16 protein-coding genes are annotated in these 14,951 nt (G+C 36.8%); 8 read left to right on the plus strand and 8 right to left on the minus strand.

What is annotated here, in order from left to right:
- Positions 1-125 precede the first annotated feature (125 nt).
- The 3 genes from ACHZAX_RS09925 to ACHZAX_RS09935 are packed head-to-tail and all read right to left on the minus strand — an operon-like array spanning position 126 to position 4,668.
- The gene (locus tag ACHZAX_RS09925) at positions 126-1,412 is read right to left on the minus strand and encodes a glycoside hydrolase family 57 protein (RefSeq protein ID WP_320018995.1); all 1,287 of its coding nucleotides are present in this window, start codon (positions 1,410-1,412) and stop codon (positions 126-128) included.
- 4 nt (positions 1,413-1,416) lie between these two features.
- The gene (locus tag ACHZAX_RS09930) at positions 1,417-2,727 is read right to left on the minus strand and encodes a glycosyltransferase (protein WP_320018996.1); all 1,311 of its coding nucleotides are present in this window, start codon (positions 2,725-2,727) and stop codon (positions 1,417-1,419) included.
- A 6-nt stretch (positions 2,728-2,733) separates the two neighbouring features.
- A complete protein-coding gene (locus ACHZAX_RS09935; protein WP_320018997.1) occupies positions 2,734-4,668 on the minus strand; it encodes a glycogen debranching enzyme N-terminal domain-containing protein in 1,935 nt (644 codons plus the stop codon).
- A gap of 372 nt (positions 4,669-5,040) precedes the next feature.
- Between ACHZAX_RS09935 and ACHZAX_RS09940 the strand changes: the two genes are divergently transcribed.
- The 8 genes from ACHZAX_RS09940 to ACHZAX_RS09975 all read left to right on the plus strand — a co-directional run bounded on the left by ACHZAX_RS09940 (position 5,041) and on the right by ACHZAX_RS09975 (position 10,286).
- A complete protein-coding gene (locus ACHZAX_RS09940) occupies positions 5,041-5,388 on the plus strand; it encodes a hypothetical protein (RefSeq protein WP_320018998.1) in 348 nt (115 codons plus the stop codon).
- Positions 5,389-5,664: 276 nt separating this feature from the next.
- The gene (locus ACHZAX_RS09945; RefSeq protein WP_143470825.1) at positions 5,665-5,886 is read left to right on the plus strand and encodes a hypothetical protein; all 222 of its coding nucleotides are present in this window, start codon (positions 5,665-5,667) and stop codon (positions 5,884-5,886) included.
- Between the two features lie 144 nt (positions 5,887-6,030).
- Complete coding sequence (locus ACHZAX_RS09950; protein WP_143470826.1) at positions 6,031-6,417, plus strand: hypothetical protein; 387 nt, start codon at positions 6,031-6,033, stop codon at positions 6,415-6,417.
- A gap of 120 nt (positions 6,418-6,537) precedes the next feature.
- Complete coding sequence (locus ACHZAX_RS09955; protein ID WP_320018999.1) at positions 6,538-7,167, plus strand: hypothetical protein; 630 nt, start codon at positions 6,538-6,540, stop codon at positions 7,165-7,167.
- A 2-nt stretch (positions 7,168-7,169) separates the two neighbouring features.
- Entirely contained in the window at positions 7,170-7,394 is a 225-nt protein-coding gene (locus tag ACHZAX_RS09960; RefSeq protein WP_320019000.1) for a hypothetical protein, read from the plus strand.
- Positions 7,395-7,565: 171 nt separating this feature from the next.
- Complete coding sequence (locus ACHZAX_RS09965) at positions 7,566-8,900, plus strand: MutS-related protein (protein ID WP_320019001.1); 1,335 nt, start codon at positions 7,566-7,568, stop codon at positions 8,898-8,900.
- 440 nt (positions 8,901-9,340) lie between these two features.
- Positions 9,341-9,919, plus strand: a complete 579-nt coding sequence (locus ACHZAX_RS09970) for a hypothetical protein (RefSeq protein ID WP_320019002.1) — start codon at positions 9,341-9,343, stop codon at positions 9,917-9,919.
- Between the two features lie 40 nt (positions 9,920-9,959).
- The gene (locus ACHZAX_RS09975) at positions 9,960-10,286 is read left to right on the plus strand and encodes a hypothetical protein (protein ID WP_101308565.1); all 327 of its coding nucleotides are present in this window, start codon (positions 9,960-9,962) and stop codon (positions 10,284-10,286) included.
- A 63-nt stretch (positions 10,287-10,349) separates the two neighbouring features.
- On the opposite strand, the gene trpA is transcribed toward ACHZAX_RS09975, so the two are convergent.
- From trpA to trpD, 5 genes are all read right to left on the minus strand, one after another.
- Positions 10,350-11,099: a tryptophan synthase subunit alpha gene (gene trpA, locus ACHZAX_RS09980; protein WP_320019003.1), complete on the minus strand. Its 750-nt coding sequence runs from the start codon at positions 11,097-11,099 to the stop codon at positions 10,350-10,352.
- A gap of 111 nt (positions 11,100-11,210) precedes the next feature.
- The gene (gene trpB, locus ACHZAX_RS09985) at positions 11,211-12,392 is read right to left on the minus strand and encodes a tryptophan synthase subunit beta (RefSeq protein ID WP_101308567.1); all 1,182 of its coding nucleotides are present in this window, start codon (positions 12,390-12,392) and stop codon (positions 11,211-11,213) included.
- Entirely contained in the window at positions 12,385-13,020 is a 636-nt protein-coding gene (locus ACHZAX_RS09990; protein ID WP_320019004.1) for a phosphoribosylanthranilate isomerase, read from the minus strand. The genes trpB and ACHZAX_RS09990 overlap by 8 nt, the downstream gene beginning before the upstream one ends.
- Positions 13,021-13,112: 92 nt before the next feature.
- Positions 13,113-13,904, minus strand: coding sequence for an indole-3-glycerol phosphate synthase TrpC (gene trpC, locus ACHZAX_RS09995; RefSeq protein WP_320019005.1), 792 nt, complete (start codon positions 13,902-13,904; stop codon positions 13,113-13,115).
- Positions 13,901-14,899: an anthranilate phosphoribosyltransferase gene (gene trpD / locus ACHZAX_RS10000; RefSeq protein ID WP_320019006.1), complete on the minus strand. Its 999-nt coding sequence runs from the start codon at positions 14,897-14,899 to the stop codon at positions 13,901-13,903. Before trpD ends, trpC begins: the two co-directional genes overlap by 4 nt.
- Positions 14,900-14,951: the final 52 nt, after the last annotated feature.

Raw genomic sequence — 14,951 nt, forward strand, 5'->3', positions numbered from 1 at the left:
TTTAGCTGTTTTTTTACCAACTAAAGTGCTGACTACTTTAAAATAAAATACTTTCCTTTAATTACTATACAGAAAGTATTTTATTCCTAATTAATTGATTCTGTTTATCGTTTAATTTTAAACGATTAGTTTTTAAGTTCGCTCAATTCTCTTTCATATCTGGCAATTAACTCATCCTTTTGTGAAATCTGATATTGTAATTCTACAGGATCAACGGCTAAACCGTCTTTTAGAATTTTCAAACGAATCTGGAAATCACTTAACACATTCATATAATTAATAAAAGCATCGTAGGGTGAGCTGTAAGGATTAAAATAAGAATGCACATCTCCATCTGAAGCAAACTTGGTACACATGTAGTAAAAATGATCGCTTGCCTGTAAGTATTTCCAATCTTTATCGATTCGATCATCATTTACAGCTGCAACATCATCACGCAATGCATATAATTTTCGAAAAGCTTCATCCTGAAGTTTATTGCCCAACCATGCAGACAAATCACGCTCTTCATCTGCCCATGAAATAACATTGGGAACATGCGCCTGAGCAATTGGGTGAAATTCAGAAGTAAGCTCCGAGGGAGTGGCAAATTTATACTTTGACTTCAGAATAACCTCTCCGGGCAGATGAGCCAAAAACTCAAAAATTCCTGATTCCTTCTTCTGATGTTCTCCGAACGTTTCATAATCCATAAATATATTCACCAAATCTTCTTTATCATCCATTTCATTCAACCATCCAACAAATTTAGTTGTTGTTAACGGCCATTCCTTCCATCCTTCAGATGAAAACCGGAATGAAATATCATCACTTAGTTTATAATTACGCATTAAAACTTTTAACTTAGGGTTGATTGCATTGCAGTACAAATAATTTGGACTCTTCCAACCCAGGATGTGCTTCGCTCCTTCTGTTAAAATTGCCTTATACCCCATTTTAGAAACCATTTCTCCAATTTCGTCCGAATAAATCATTTCTGTGTTTCGAAATACAGATGGCCGAACTCCAAAAAGAGCTTCTATTTTATCGCTGTGACTTGTCACTTGCTGAACAAACTCATCCTTGTTGATTAATGAAGCAAGAGAATGAGAATAAGTTTCTGCTAAAAACTCAACATCTCCCGTTTTGGCCAGATCTTTAAAAGTATCAATAACTTCCGGTGCATATTGCTCGAGTTGATCCAAGGCAATTCCCGTAATGGAGTATGAAATTTTAAACTTGCCTTTATTGGCTTTCAACAATTCCAAAACAATTTTATTTGCAGGCAAATAACACTCATCTGCAATTTTTCGCATGATCGACTCATTGGTATAATCATCGTAATAGTAGTGATCATTTCCAATATCAAAAAATCGATATCTTTTTAAACGTAAGGGTTGATGAATCTGAAAATATAAACAAAGTGCCTTCATAATCTTATTTTTTTACTAATGGTTCGAATAATTTGATTGCGGAAACATAGACATCATGAACATTGACAGCCGCTTTGGCCCACTTCAAATTATCCACTTCCTCTTTACCTTCTTCCTTAAAAACTTCCGAAAGAGCGTTGTATTTAATAATTCCATAAATGGCATCCGCCATTGCATCGATATCCCAATAATCGACCTTTACAGCATGTGTCAGTATTTCGGACACACCGGATTGTTTGGAGATAATAACAGGTACATTTGATTGCATTGCCTCTAAGGGTGATATTCCAAAAGGCTCCGATACAGAAGGCATTACATACACATCACTTAAAAGGAACATTTTAAACACATCATCTCCCTTTAAAAATCCGGTAAAGTGAAACTTATCGCTGATACCCAATTGTGCTGCCCGATCTACCATTTCCTCCAACATATCACCACTACCGGCCATTACAAATCGAACATTATCCGTTCTTTTCAAAACCTGGTACGCCGCTTCAACGAAATATTCAGGTCCCTTTTGCATGGTTATACGGCCTAAAAAAGTCACCACTTTTTCTTTAACACCTTTTTTAATTTTAATTTTTTCTTCAAGGGAAACCGGCTCAACAGCATTATAAACAGTAACAACCTTACCGGGATCCTGTCCATATTTTTCGATCACAATATTGCGGGTCAAATTACTCACTGCAATAATTTTATCGGCGGCATCCATTCCCTTTTTTTCTATCTCATAAACCTTTGGATTTACATTTCCACCACTTCTATCAAAATCGGTGGCATGAACATGAATTACCAATGGTTTTCCCGATACCTTTTTTGCGGCTATTCCTGCAGGGTAACAAAGCCAGTCATGTGCATGTATCACATCATGTTCATGATCTGCAGAAATTGATGAAGCTACAAACGCATATTTATAGATTTCTTCCATAAGATCGGCACCGTACTTTCCACTAAATTCAAGCTTCCCATCTTTATCAACTTTAATAAACTTGTTTTTTCCATATAAATCCTGACTCCTGAACGTGTAATATTCATCCGGATCATTGTAAGGAACCAATTGCGATTCCACTTCCAGATAAGTATGCTGAAATTTAAATTTTTCGACATGAGACTGAACCTGTTCAATGGTAACCGAATTGGCTCCAACCAGGCTCATTGTACTCTGATCCTCGTCACCATGAGCTTTTGGCACAACAAAAACGATGTCTAAATCATCAATTTTTGCCAAACCTTTGGTTAATCCGTAACAAGCTGTTCCCAATCCGCCGGAAATATGAGGTGGAAACTCCCACCCAAACATTAGAACTTTCATATACCGCTATTTTAAAGGTGATTGGTTAAACATTTTACTAACTCGAATGATTTCTGCTACACTTAAAGCATATGAGGTAGCTTCATTGGGCAAATGCGGGGGATTCCCATCATAAATCTCCGATATTGTTCCTAATCCACGCTCATTCAAACAATCCTCAAATTCGATCAACCATCTTCGAATTGTTCCTTCTCCTCCTAACTTATACAATTTCAGATAAGCTTCAGCAAAATGTCCAAAAAGCCATGGATAAACAGATCCGTAATGAAATGCCATATTTCTAATTTCCTCGCTGCCCCTAATCACTCCAATATATTCATGACTGTTAGGCGAAAGTGTTCTCAGTCCCCTTGAGGTCAACAGCTCTTTTTTAATCATATCCAAAACAGCTTTCTTCTGATCATCAGAAAGACAGGAATGAGGAAGTGATACTGCAAATAACTGGTTGGGACGGACAGCCCAGCTCTTATGTGTATCGTCTGCATAATCCGACAGGTAAGTTTTGTTTTCATCCCAAAACGTTTCAATAAATGATTCTTTCAAATTCTTTTTAACCTCCGACCATTCTGCTGTAAAATCTTTATCATTGGCTTCTTCGGCCATTTCTAAGGCAAAACAAAGAGCATTGTACCAAAGTGCGTTAATCTCTACAACATATCCCATTCTACGATTCAGATATACCCCATGATTCCTAACATTCATCCAGGTTACACCTTGCTCCATGATCCAGAGCAGTCCATTGTCGTGCATCTTAATTGCCAGATTAGAGCCGTGTTTATAGCTCTGCAATATCTCCTTTATCTTTTTGCTGTACTTTTTCCAAATCTCCTTTCTGTCTGCTCCGGCTTCAATGTATTTTTGCATAGTCCAAAACGACCACAAGGGAACGTCTACAGAAAACCTTCCTCCGTTTACAGCAGGATCTTTCGAAAAGCGATTGCAAACCCGCTTAAATACATTAGTAAATACCTCCAGAAAGGTTTTCTCATCACCACGTGCCAAAGTCAATCCCGGCAAGGATAAATAAGTATTTCGTTCGCTGGTACTAAACCAAGGGAAACCATTAATAATTCCTGTTCCCTGACCATTCTTTGAAAAGAATTGTACCGCTGAATTTTCCAAACAATTTTCAAAACTATCGCGGATCACCCTCTTCTTTAGTTCCGAAGCAAATTGCTTCGATATTGCATCGGGGGAAATCTCTTTTGTGCCGGCCGAGAATACTATTGATTCTCCCTTTTTTATATTCATCTCAAAATACCCGGGAACAAACAAATCCTCATGACAATCGTATCCTCTCTTTTTTTCTTCCTTGTACTCTACATTGTAATACCAATCGGGCACATGAACAAACTCTGATTCAACAGAAGTCTGCATATATAAATATGGGAAATCCTGATACAAACGTATTTTAACTCCATTGTCAACATCTTCTGATCTGGTATTAGCATCCATATTGGCTTTGGTTAAGGAATGAATATTCCTAAAAGCCAGAAAAGGCTGCAATCGGATAGTCGTTGGAGAATTTGCCTCAAGCAAAGTGTAACGAACCAAAACGCGTTGTTCTTTTTCTACCAAAAGAAATTCTTTTCTTAAAATCACACCACCTACCCGGTATATTATTGTTGGTGTTGGATCCATAATATATTCGCGCACATACTTGTTTCCTTTCGGACTGTATTCGCCTGGAAATTTATGGATTCCCAAATTAAAGGGTGCATCATGCTGAATTATGGTCTCATCCAAAGAGGACAACAGCACATGATTATCACCACCAAAATTATCTATTGGACATATTAACAGTCCGTGATATTTTCGGGTATTGCAATTAATAATAGTTGAACTGGCAAAAGAGCCAGCACGATTGGTTCTGATGTATTCCTTTTTTAAAGAATACTCTGTATTCACCAATTGAGCCTTATCAAACTTGAGGTAGTCCATACGCAAACGATGTTAGGATTGATTTACAAATGGTTAAACAACCATCTTATCATAAAAAAAAGTTGGATTTTCATTAAAGTTATCGATTTTATTCCGAATAATAACGCCCTGCCGTCCTTTTTTATATTATTTTAATATGAATTTTCTGTTCATTCATAATACAATTAACATATTCTTTTTTCATCATTTTTCATGCAAACGCTGCCGAACAGAAAAAAATATTTTTACAACGTTATAAATGCTTTAAATGGTCCAAAATCTGAACTTTTAATAAAAAGTTGTCTCCTTAAACATTTCACAGTAAAAAAGTTACCCGCATTACTGATTTTTTTCTTCAACTAATGAAGTTGTATCGTTTTTCTTAAACAATCCTTGAATAAAAACACTCCTCTGTCCTTCGCCCCGAATACTTTCGGGATACTCTCAACAAAGGGAGACAAATTTGAGGCTTCTGAAACAGTGCTTGTAAACACTCCTTTTTCCTCCTTCTCCCCACTTTCTCACTTGTTGTTTCCGGTTTATCTGTGCGCCATCAGTTTTGGGTTGCCCGGTGGCGCGCAATTGCAAACTTGCGCCGGAACACTTCAGACTTACGCCGGAATACTTCAAACTTGTGGCGGAACACTTCAAACTTACGCCGGAACACTTCAAACTTATGGCGGAAAGCCTCAGACTTGTACCAACAAAACAGAGGCTTGTTTGGTAACGATTCAAATTTAAAAACAGACAAACATAAATTGCAGAATTTAAATCAATCACACACATTCACTACAACAAACCCACCTCTCTTTTTGAAAATTATCCTGATCATTATGCAAATCATCTAATTTGAATGCTACGACTTGCAACAAGCATTTTTTATCGAAAAAATAAATACACATTTCTATTTTATGATTATATTCGGTGGCCATTGAGTAAACACAACATTTTTTGAGATACAAAAGAGTTTGGGGTGTTTTATTGGAAAGAAATTATAAACATTAAAAAAACTTAAAAATGACAAACGACAAGACCCTACGTTTTCTCCTAATGCTATTTTGCATCTTTTTACTTTCTATTATTTTCACAGCATTCGACATGTCATTTAGCGATGTCAACTCTACTCCTTACAATTTGGGTTATGCTATTGGTGTTGCTGCTGGAAATATGCTTAAGATTTTGGCAACTCTGGCTATTGTGAAAATGGTATATGTGAAGATGAAGGCTGTTAGGGGGTAAACAAGTAAAATGGATAATCGAAATAAACCTGTTGTGTTTGTTTATGACTTGTGCTACATGCTAAAAAGGAATTGAGAATATATGATTAAGAGTGGTAATTTAGATGTCGGTGAATTAGGAATAAATATTCTAAAAAATGGAATAATGACTGAACACATTGATTATTCTCAAATTGAACATGCTGAAATTAAAAGAGAATTCAGAATTAAAAATTGGATAATCACACTGCTAATAGGAATTCTACTACTAACTATTTCCAACCTTTGGTTATTTGACTTTTTTTCAGATTTCGAATACAATCCGCAAAACTATACTGAAAGCATCAGACTTCCATGGATGATACTCATATCACCAATAATCATTGGATTTATGAGTATTGGTATCATTGTATCTGCACTAAAACGAACTATGATACTATATCTTTTTATGAATAAAGAACATCGAAGAATTCATTTAATGGATCTAGATAAAGAGGAAAAGCTTAATGAACTGTATTCTTTTCTTGACGATAGGATTGTGATTTCAAAATGAGAAACACGACGGCACAGCAAAAACTCAATGATTATGGGCATTGATAACGCTCCCACTAGCTATCTTGAGCAGAATAAACAAATTAATCACATACGCAACACTGTATAAGACCGTAAAATAATGAGAAAACTGGAAAAAATAGTTGGCTTACTGGCAATAGTTTCTGTGATTTTAAAATTCTTACTGATTCCTTATAGTGGAATTTCATTGAGTCTAAGTATACTAACCTTAGCAGTACTGTATTATCCGTTGGGATTTGCCTTTTTCAACAGAATTCAATTGAGACAGATTTTAAAAAAGGAATCTTATAATGGAAAATCTACATTAAAAATAATTGGTGCTGTTGGAGTTGGTTTGGCTCTTTCAATTCTATGCATCGGAATTCTTTTTAAACTTCAGCACTATCCATTTTCATTAACAATTTTAAAAGCTGGAATGTTCCTAGCAAGTATTGCTTCACTAATTGTAATAGTACAACTACTAAAAACAAAAAATAGTTTTTACAAAAAAATTTTAAACAGAGTCTCAATCATTGGAGGAATCAGCTTACTACTTCTTTTTGTATCAGATTTAAATATCGTAAAAATACAATATCGGAATCATCCAGAATATATCAAAGCTTACGAAGCCTACTTAAAAAATCCAGACAACGAAGAGATTCAAAAAAAGCTAGGTATAGAATCCCATAAAGCAACAATGTCAGAGCAAGAATTTGATGAGTATAGAAAATCTATATTAGATGAGAATTAAAAATGAAAAACGACAAAAAAGTGCCCCGAATTTTTCTGATGCTATTTTGCATCTTTTTACTTTCTCTTATTTTCACAGTATTCGACATGCCATTTAGCGATGTCAACTCTACTCCTTACAATTTGGGTTATGCTATTGGTGTTGCTGCTCGAAATATGCTTAAGATTTTGGCAGCTCTGGCTATTGTGAAAATGGTGTATGTGAAGATGAAGGCTGTTAGGGGGTAAACAAGTAAAATGGATTCTTGAATAATAAACGACTTATAGATAGTAAAAATATCCAAGCACAAACCAAAAAATCAATCCTATGAACATCGAGAAAATCCGTTATGTAGAGATTATATTTTCACAAAATGGGATTGAATACAATGAATTTGATACCTACAATTTTTAAAAACTATGACAAAATTCGGCACTGATAAACAAACTTTAATTGATCTAAATATCTTCTCTCAAACTAAAGGAGATTTATCAGTCTTTGACTTTTACAATTCAACCAAGACCAAAGGTGGTAGAGATGAGTTAAAAAAAATGATGCGAACTCCCTTGAATGACTTGGAAGAATTAAATGCCAGGATTTCTGCCATAAAATACATTTGCAATAATCCGGTTGAGTGTGAACTTGACAATGAATATCTAGACTTTATTGAGCATTATCTAAATCAAAACACTCTTATATTAAAAGATAATTTTTTGAATTCGGTAGAGTCCAGTATTTCGTATCAAATAAATCCAAGCAACGAGTATTATATTATACTTAGAGGACTTGAGTTTCTTAGAAGTCATTTGAATATTTTATCAGATTATTTAAAGGCTATCGATAAATCTGACATGCCTGAATTCTTTAATCAGCTATTGTTGGAATTTGAAGGCATTACAAAATCAGTAGAATTCGAGCTGTTTATAAATCCCCCGAAAGGGAAATTTACTTTCCGGCAAATCAATCAATTTGATTTCTTAATCAGATCCCAGAAAAAGGAAGAAATAAAAAGGATTCTGCAACTCTCCTATCAATTGGATGCATATTTATCAATTGCGAACACATCAAAAATTAAAGAATTAGGGTTTCCCATTCTAAAAAAAGCGCCCAAACCCTATTTAAAAATAGATGGCTTTTTTCACCCCTTTCTTACCTCCCCAATAAGGAATGATATTGAGCTGGCAGATCATAAAAACCTTTGTTTTGTTTCGGGAGCAAACATGGCAGGAAAATCGACTTCATTAAAGGCTGTTGGCTTATGTGTTTATCTTGCTCACGTTGGATTTCCAGTACCTGCCAGAGAAATGGAAGTATCTTTGTTTAATGGATTGTATTCTACCATTAATATCTCCGATGATATAAATGAAGGCTACAGTCATTATTACAGCGAAGTTAGAAGAGTGAAAGATATTGCCTTACAAATTAAAGAGAAGAAAAAAGTATTGGTGATTTTTGATGAATTATTTAGAGGAACAAATGTTACAGATGCCTTTGATGCTACATTAATGGTATCAAAAGGCTTCACGGAAATAAAGGATTGTCTCTTTTTTATATCGACTCATATTGTTGAAGTTGCTCAGGAGCTTGAAAAATTAGACAGTGTTGATTTTAAATGTTTTGAATCGCACCTAGTGGAGGGAAAGCCAATTTATAATTACAAATTGATTAATGGAATATCAACAGAACGATTGGGTGTAACGATATTAAAAAATGAGAAGATAATGGAAATAATTGATCAGATCGTAAACGATTAACCAAATATACAACTGCAAAAAAAACCGGAAGAAAGCAATAAAGAATAATCTAATTGTATGACGCAAACAAATAAAAAAGGATTTTGCCAAAGCAAAATCCTTTTTTAGTGCTTTACAGCGAATTACAATCAAAACTCATCTGATAAAACAGCTCTTTTGTTGTTAAAATCAGCTCATAACCTTACAAGCCATCCCCATCCATGCTTAATGCAAATTATCACACTTCTGCAGCTTTACTTTATTAATCCAATACTATATTTTGTTTATCTATTTTTCTTTTGATAAATTCGGCCATTAATTTATTTATGCAGAACATAAAATATCATTATCACTGCTAATTAGAAAAGAAAGCATACAGTGGTTTGCAATTAATAAAATCAGCTCGTGCATTCATGACAAATACTGATTGTAATCAAAACTAAGCAACTGCACAAACAAAAATGAGATATAAATTTAAGATCAAACAAATAGCATTTTTTGCTCTAATAATTATTTCCTTCTTTAGTGGCTGTAATTATAATTCAGAGAAAAATATTGACAAAACCAGTAAACTATTACCAAACGGAAAACATTTAATGGTCGAAAAGACCAATGAAGAAACCACAGCCATAGGTATTTTCACAAAGCATGATTATGGAACAACACATCAATTCTCTTATAGATTCTCAATAGACAATGGTGATGTGATTTGGGATGGTGGAAGTGGAGAACCAAAAAACATTCTTTTTTGCGAAGACACAATCTACGTCCGTTATCTGGCTAATAAATACATACAGGTGGAATCGACTGATTCCATAGACAACACAACTAAATATGATTATCATTTTGAAATAAAAGAAGTGTTTCAAAAGCATATTGATAAGCGCTATTTTTTCAAGCTTTTGGGTGATGATTATTGGGTAGACGTTTTACCCGAAGATTATGCCTGCAGAAAGATATCTTGTGATGAATATCCCATTCCAAACAGCTGTGAATTATTATTACCTCCAGTTACCAAAGAAGCTGGTACCAAGCAATAAAGAATAATCCAATTACAAATCAAACTTAACATCCGAAAAAATGGACGATACACTACTAAGCATTTTACCAAGCCTGTTATTTATTATTCCTCAGATAATAATTGTTGTTGCCTGCATTATAAATCTAAAGAAGAAAAGCGCGAGTGGAATATTGGTGCTAATTGGTGCAGGAATTGGCTTACTGACAACACTGTTTTACAATCTTGCTATTCCCATCTTATTTCAAGTGTTTGATACAAATATATACTCAGATAACACGATTATATTCAGCTTAATAACTGGGATATCATTTATTGGTTCAATGCTTTTTGCAATTGGTTTGTTACTTTTAATTCAGGAAAAAGTTAAGCTTCAGCAAAGCCTGTAATTTTCTACTAAACTCACGAACAAAAAGAAAGGATCTTGCCGGGCAAGATCCTTTTTTCGTGCGTTACAACAATGAGTCTATAAATTCGGAAGCCGTACCGTTGGTTAAAGCCTTTATGAATGCTGTTCCTATAATTGCTCCGTTCGAAAAGCCGGAGGCATGCTGAAAGCTTGCCTTGTCGTGAATTCCAAATCCGATGAGGGAAGGAATATCCAGGCTTGCCACCTTTTTAAAGTAATCTTCCCTCTCGCTGCTTTGTTCCAAAGCGCCGCCTGTTGTGGCCGAGGATGAAACCATGTATAAAAATCCTTTGGCAGCTTTTTCAATTTTTGCCATTCGCTGATTGGTAGTCTGCGGAGTTACCAGAAGAATGTTATACACGCCATGCGCCTCAAACTTTGTTTTGAATTCCTCTTCATACTCCTCCAATGGTAAATCGGGCAGAATCACCCCATCGATACCACAACTTTGGCAATCCAACAGGAAAGTATCAACACCATATTTAAAAACAACATTCCAATAGCCCATTAATATCAAAGGCATTGTAATGGTGCTTCGAACCTCTTTTAGCTGCTGAAAAAGCAATTTTAGGCTCATTCCCTGATCCAAAGATTGCTTTGCTGCAATCTGAATGACAGGTCCGTCGGCCAATGGATCGGAAAATGGGATTCCAATCTCTACCAAGTCAACTCCTTTGTTCTGTAAAAGCTGCAGGTTGGGTACGGTGTCGTTCAGGTTTGGATATCCGGCAGGAAAATAGATGGATAAGATATCCTTTCCTTTATTTTGAAATAATTGATCTATACGGTTCATATGTTTTCAAGTTATGAATTATGAGTTATAAATTATGAGTGAACTATATTCATCCACAAATCTTTCCCTTGCTCACTTAATTTCTAATTAATAATTCTTAATTCATCATTATTAAATGTTTTTCATGTAGGTTTCCATGTCCTTATCTCCTCGTCCTGACAGATTCACGACCACCACATCGTCTTTATCAAAGGTCATTTGCTCCAAAGCAGCCAAAGCGTGAGCCGATTCCAAGGCAGGAATAATTCCTTCGGATCGCGCCAATACCATAGCGGCATCCAAAGCTTCCCGATCGGTTACAGAAAGGAATTGTGCCCTGCCCGTTTCAGCCAAATGTGCGTGCAAAGGTCCAACGCCAGGGTAATCCAAACCTGCCGAAATAGAGTAAGGTTCAGTAATCTGTCCATCTTCATCCTGCATCAGCATGGTTTTGCTGCCATGAATAAAACCAACATCGCCAATGGTAATGGTTGCAGCTGTTTCGCCACTGCCAACACCCAAACCGGAAGCTTCAACAGCAACTAATTTCACATCCTCTTCATCCAGATAGTGATAAAAAGCTCCGGCAGCATTACTTCCTCCGCCCACACAGGCAATCACGTAATCAGGATTCGGGTTACCGGTCTCCTTGGTCAACTGCTCGCGAATTTCTTCGGATATGATCGACTGCAACCGGGTTACCATGTCTGGATAAGGATGCGGCCCAACCACCGAACCAATCAGGTAGAATGAATTCGGGTTGGCAATCCAATCGCGGATGGCCTCGTTGGTGGCATCTTTTAAGGTCTGATTTCCAGATATGGCAGGAACAACCTTCGCGCCCAGCATTTTCATTCGAGCCACATTTGGCGCCTGACGTTCGATATCCAAGGCACCCATGTACACAATGCATTCCAAACCAAACAAAGCACAAACAGTAGCTGTTGCCACGCCATGCTGCCCTGCTCCTGTCTCAGCAATGATACGGGTTTTACCCATGTATTTGGCAATTAGAATCTGCCCAATGGTATTGTTGATTTTATGTGCACCGGTATGCGTTAAATCTTCACGTTTCAAGTAAATATTGGTGCCGTAACGCTTCGATAAATTTTCCACTTTAGTCAGTGGCGTTGGCCGGCCCACGTAATTATCCAACAATCGTTTATAATCTTTCTGAAACTGCTCCGAATTAATAATCTTCAGGTAGTTTTCGCGTAATTCATCAACATTTGCACGTAACAATTCAGGAATATAAGCACCTCCAAACCGCCCGTAGTAACCACGCCCATTTACTGCATATTTATTTTTACTCATCATTAGTTTGTCTTACTGATTTTAAAAACTCTTCTACTAACACCACATTCTTTACTGCAGGACTTTGTTCAAATCCTGAATTTACATCCAAGCCAAATAGTCTGGAATGTTGAAAGGCTTTTACTGCCTCAATGTCATCCATTCCAATTCCTCCACTCAGAAAAAAAGGAGTTTCACCTTTGTATTTTTTTAAGATTTGCCAATTGAACTTTTTACCGCTTCCGCCATAAGAATCTGATTTTGTATCAAACAGGAAATAATCACAAGCTTTATGATAGGCCTCCAACAGTTCAAACTGAAATTCCTCATTCAACCGGAAGGCTTTAAACACCTCAAATCCAGATTCTTTTATCTGCTGACACTCTTCCGGACTTTCGTCTCCATGCAACTGAATTACATCGAGTTGGTATCTCTTCGCCAAAGTCAGAATCTTTTCGGAAGCTTCGTTTACAAAAACGCCGACTTTACGGATCTGCAAAGGGATCATCTTGGTAATTCCTGCATCAAAATCGTCTCCAACGTAACGTGCTGATTTTGAATAAAAGATAAAACCCATGTACTCCAATGGCAATACCATCAACTCCTTAATGTTACTTTTATCGCGAAGGCCACAGACTTTAATTTTCATTGTATTTTTATTTAATTGCCGTAATGTACAGACAGGTCATGTTGTTCAACTCATCATTCGAATGCACCATTCGGACACACCATGGCGTGTCCCTACAGATTCGATATAAATTGACGACAGGTTAAACCCGGTTGTTCTGTTTTCATGAAATATTCTCCCATTAAAAATGCCTGAAAACCATTCTCCCTCATCCTCCGAACCACCTCAGGACTATCCAAACCACTTTCGGCTACACGAATCATGTCTTCAGGTAGTTTGGCTGCCAATCGGATTGACCGATCGGTATCAACCGAAAAATCTTTCAGATTCCGGTTGTTGATCCCAACCAAATCGACAAAGCGGTTCACATGCTCTAATTCCGATTCATCGTGCAGTTCAAGCAATACTTCCATACCCAGATCCTTTGCGATAAAGGCAAAATCCTTGCATCGCTGCGGACTCAATATCGCTGCAATCAACAAAATTACATCTGCTCCCATTGCTTTCGATTGGTAAATCTGATAAGCATCGACTATGAATTCTTTCCGCAGCAATGGAATACTTAAAGTCTTGCGGGCCGTACTAAAATCTTCTGCCTTTGCGCCAAAAAACACCTCATCAGTCAGTACCGAAACCATCGAAGCACCCGCATCCTGATACAATTTTACTACATCCTGCGGTTTTGCTGTTCCGTTAATTACTCCCTTCGATGGCGATTGACGTTTGAATTCTGCAATTACACCCGAAGCTCCTGTTCTGGCAATCGATTCTTTGGCTGAGAAACAAGTCCGTTTGAAATTCTCCTGTTCCATCAACTGAAAAATAGGCATCTGCTCTTTCTGTACAGCCACTTCAGCCAATTTTTGCTGCACAATTTTATCTAATATATTTTGTTTTGCATTCATGCCTGGTTTCCTTTTGTCAGTTTTTTCAACACCTCATACGAATTTCCCGAAAGCAAAGCATCTTCTGCTCTTGCAATGGCATCGGCCCTGCTGATTTCAGGATGCAGACAATGAATTGCCAGGCCTGCATTGATCGTAACTACCGAATTTTGTGCATAAGTTCCTTTTCCTTTCAAAATATCGACAAAAATTTTAGCCGCTTCCTCTACTGTTTCGCCACCATACAATTCTTCCGGATTCAATTTCCGTTTCCCAAATGCTTCCGGCTCCAACAGCTCTTCTATTTGGTTGCCAATCAATTTCACTTTTCCGGTCAGGGAAACCTCATCGTACCCATCAATTCCATGAATGATTGTATAACTGGAATCTGTTTCCTGCAATAAATACTGATACAAACGGGCCAGTTCCAAATCGAAAACCCCGACAATCTGATTCTTTGGTCGTGATGGATTTACCAAGGGACCCAACATGTTGAAAAAGGTGCGAACCCCTAAATCGCGACGAATTGGTGCTATATTTTTCATGGCTGGATTGAATAAAGGAGCGTGCAAAAAGCAAATTCCTGCTTTATCCAGATCCCGTTTCAAATCCTCTTCCTTATTTTTAAACTGATATCCCAAATGCTCAATCACGTTAGACGATCCGCAAAAAGAAGATACGCCGTAATTTCCGTGTTTGGTTACTTTTTCTCCCGCCCCGGCCACCACAAATGAAGCTAAGGTTGAAATATTAAAGGTGTTTTTCCCATCGCCTCCGGTTCCGCACAAATCAACGCCATTGTATTCCGACAGGTCAACAGGAATGCACAATTCAAGAAGAGCTTCTCTAAATCCTGTTAATTCTTCAACAGTTATGCTTCGCATCATAAAAACCGTTAAAAAGGACGTAATTTGAAATTCGTTAAAATTCCCTTTTGTAATCTGAATTAAAACCTCTTTCGCTTCCTCTTTCTTTAGGGTTTTGTGTTCAAATAAATGGTGAAGTATATTTTTCATTGTTCTTTAGTAATTAGTAGTTAGTAAAGGGTAATTAGTAAGGAGTAGTTCG

This window comes from Labilibaculum manganireducens (assembly GCF_963665805.2).
GTDB classification, from domain to species: domain Bacteria; phylum Bacteroidota; class Bacteroidia; order Bacteroidales; family Marinifilaceae; genus Labilibaculum; species Labilibaculum manganireducens.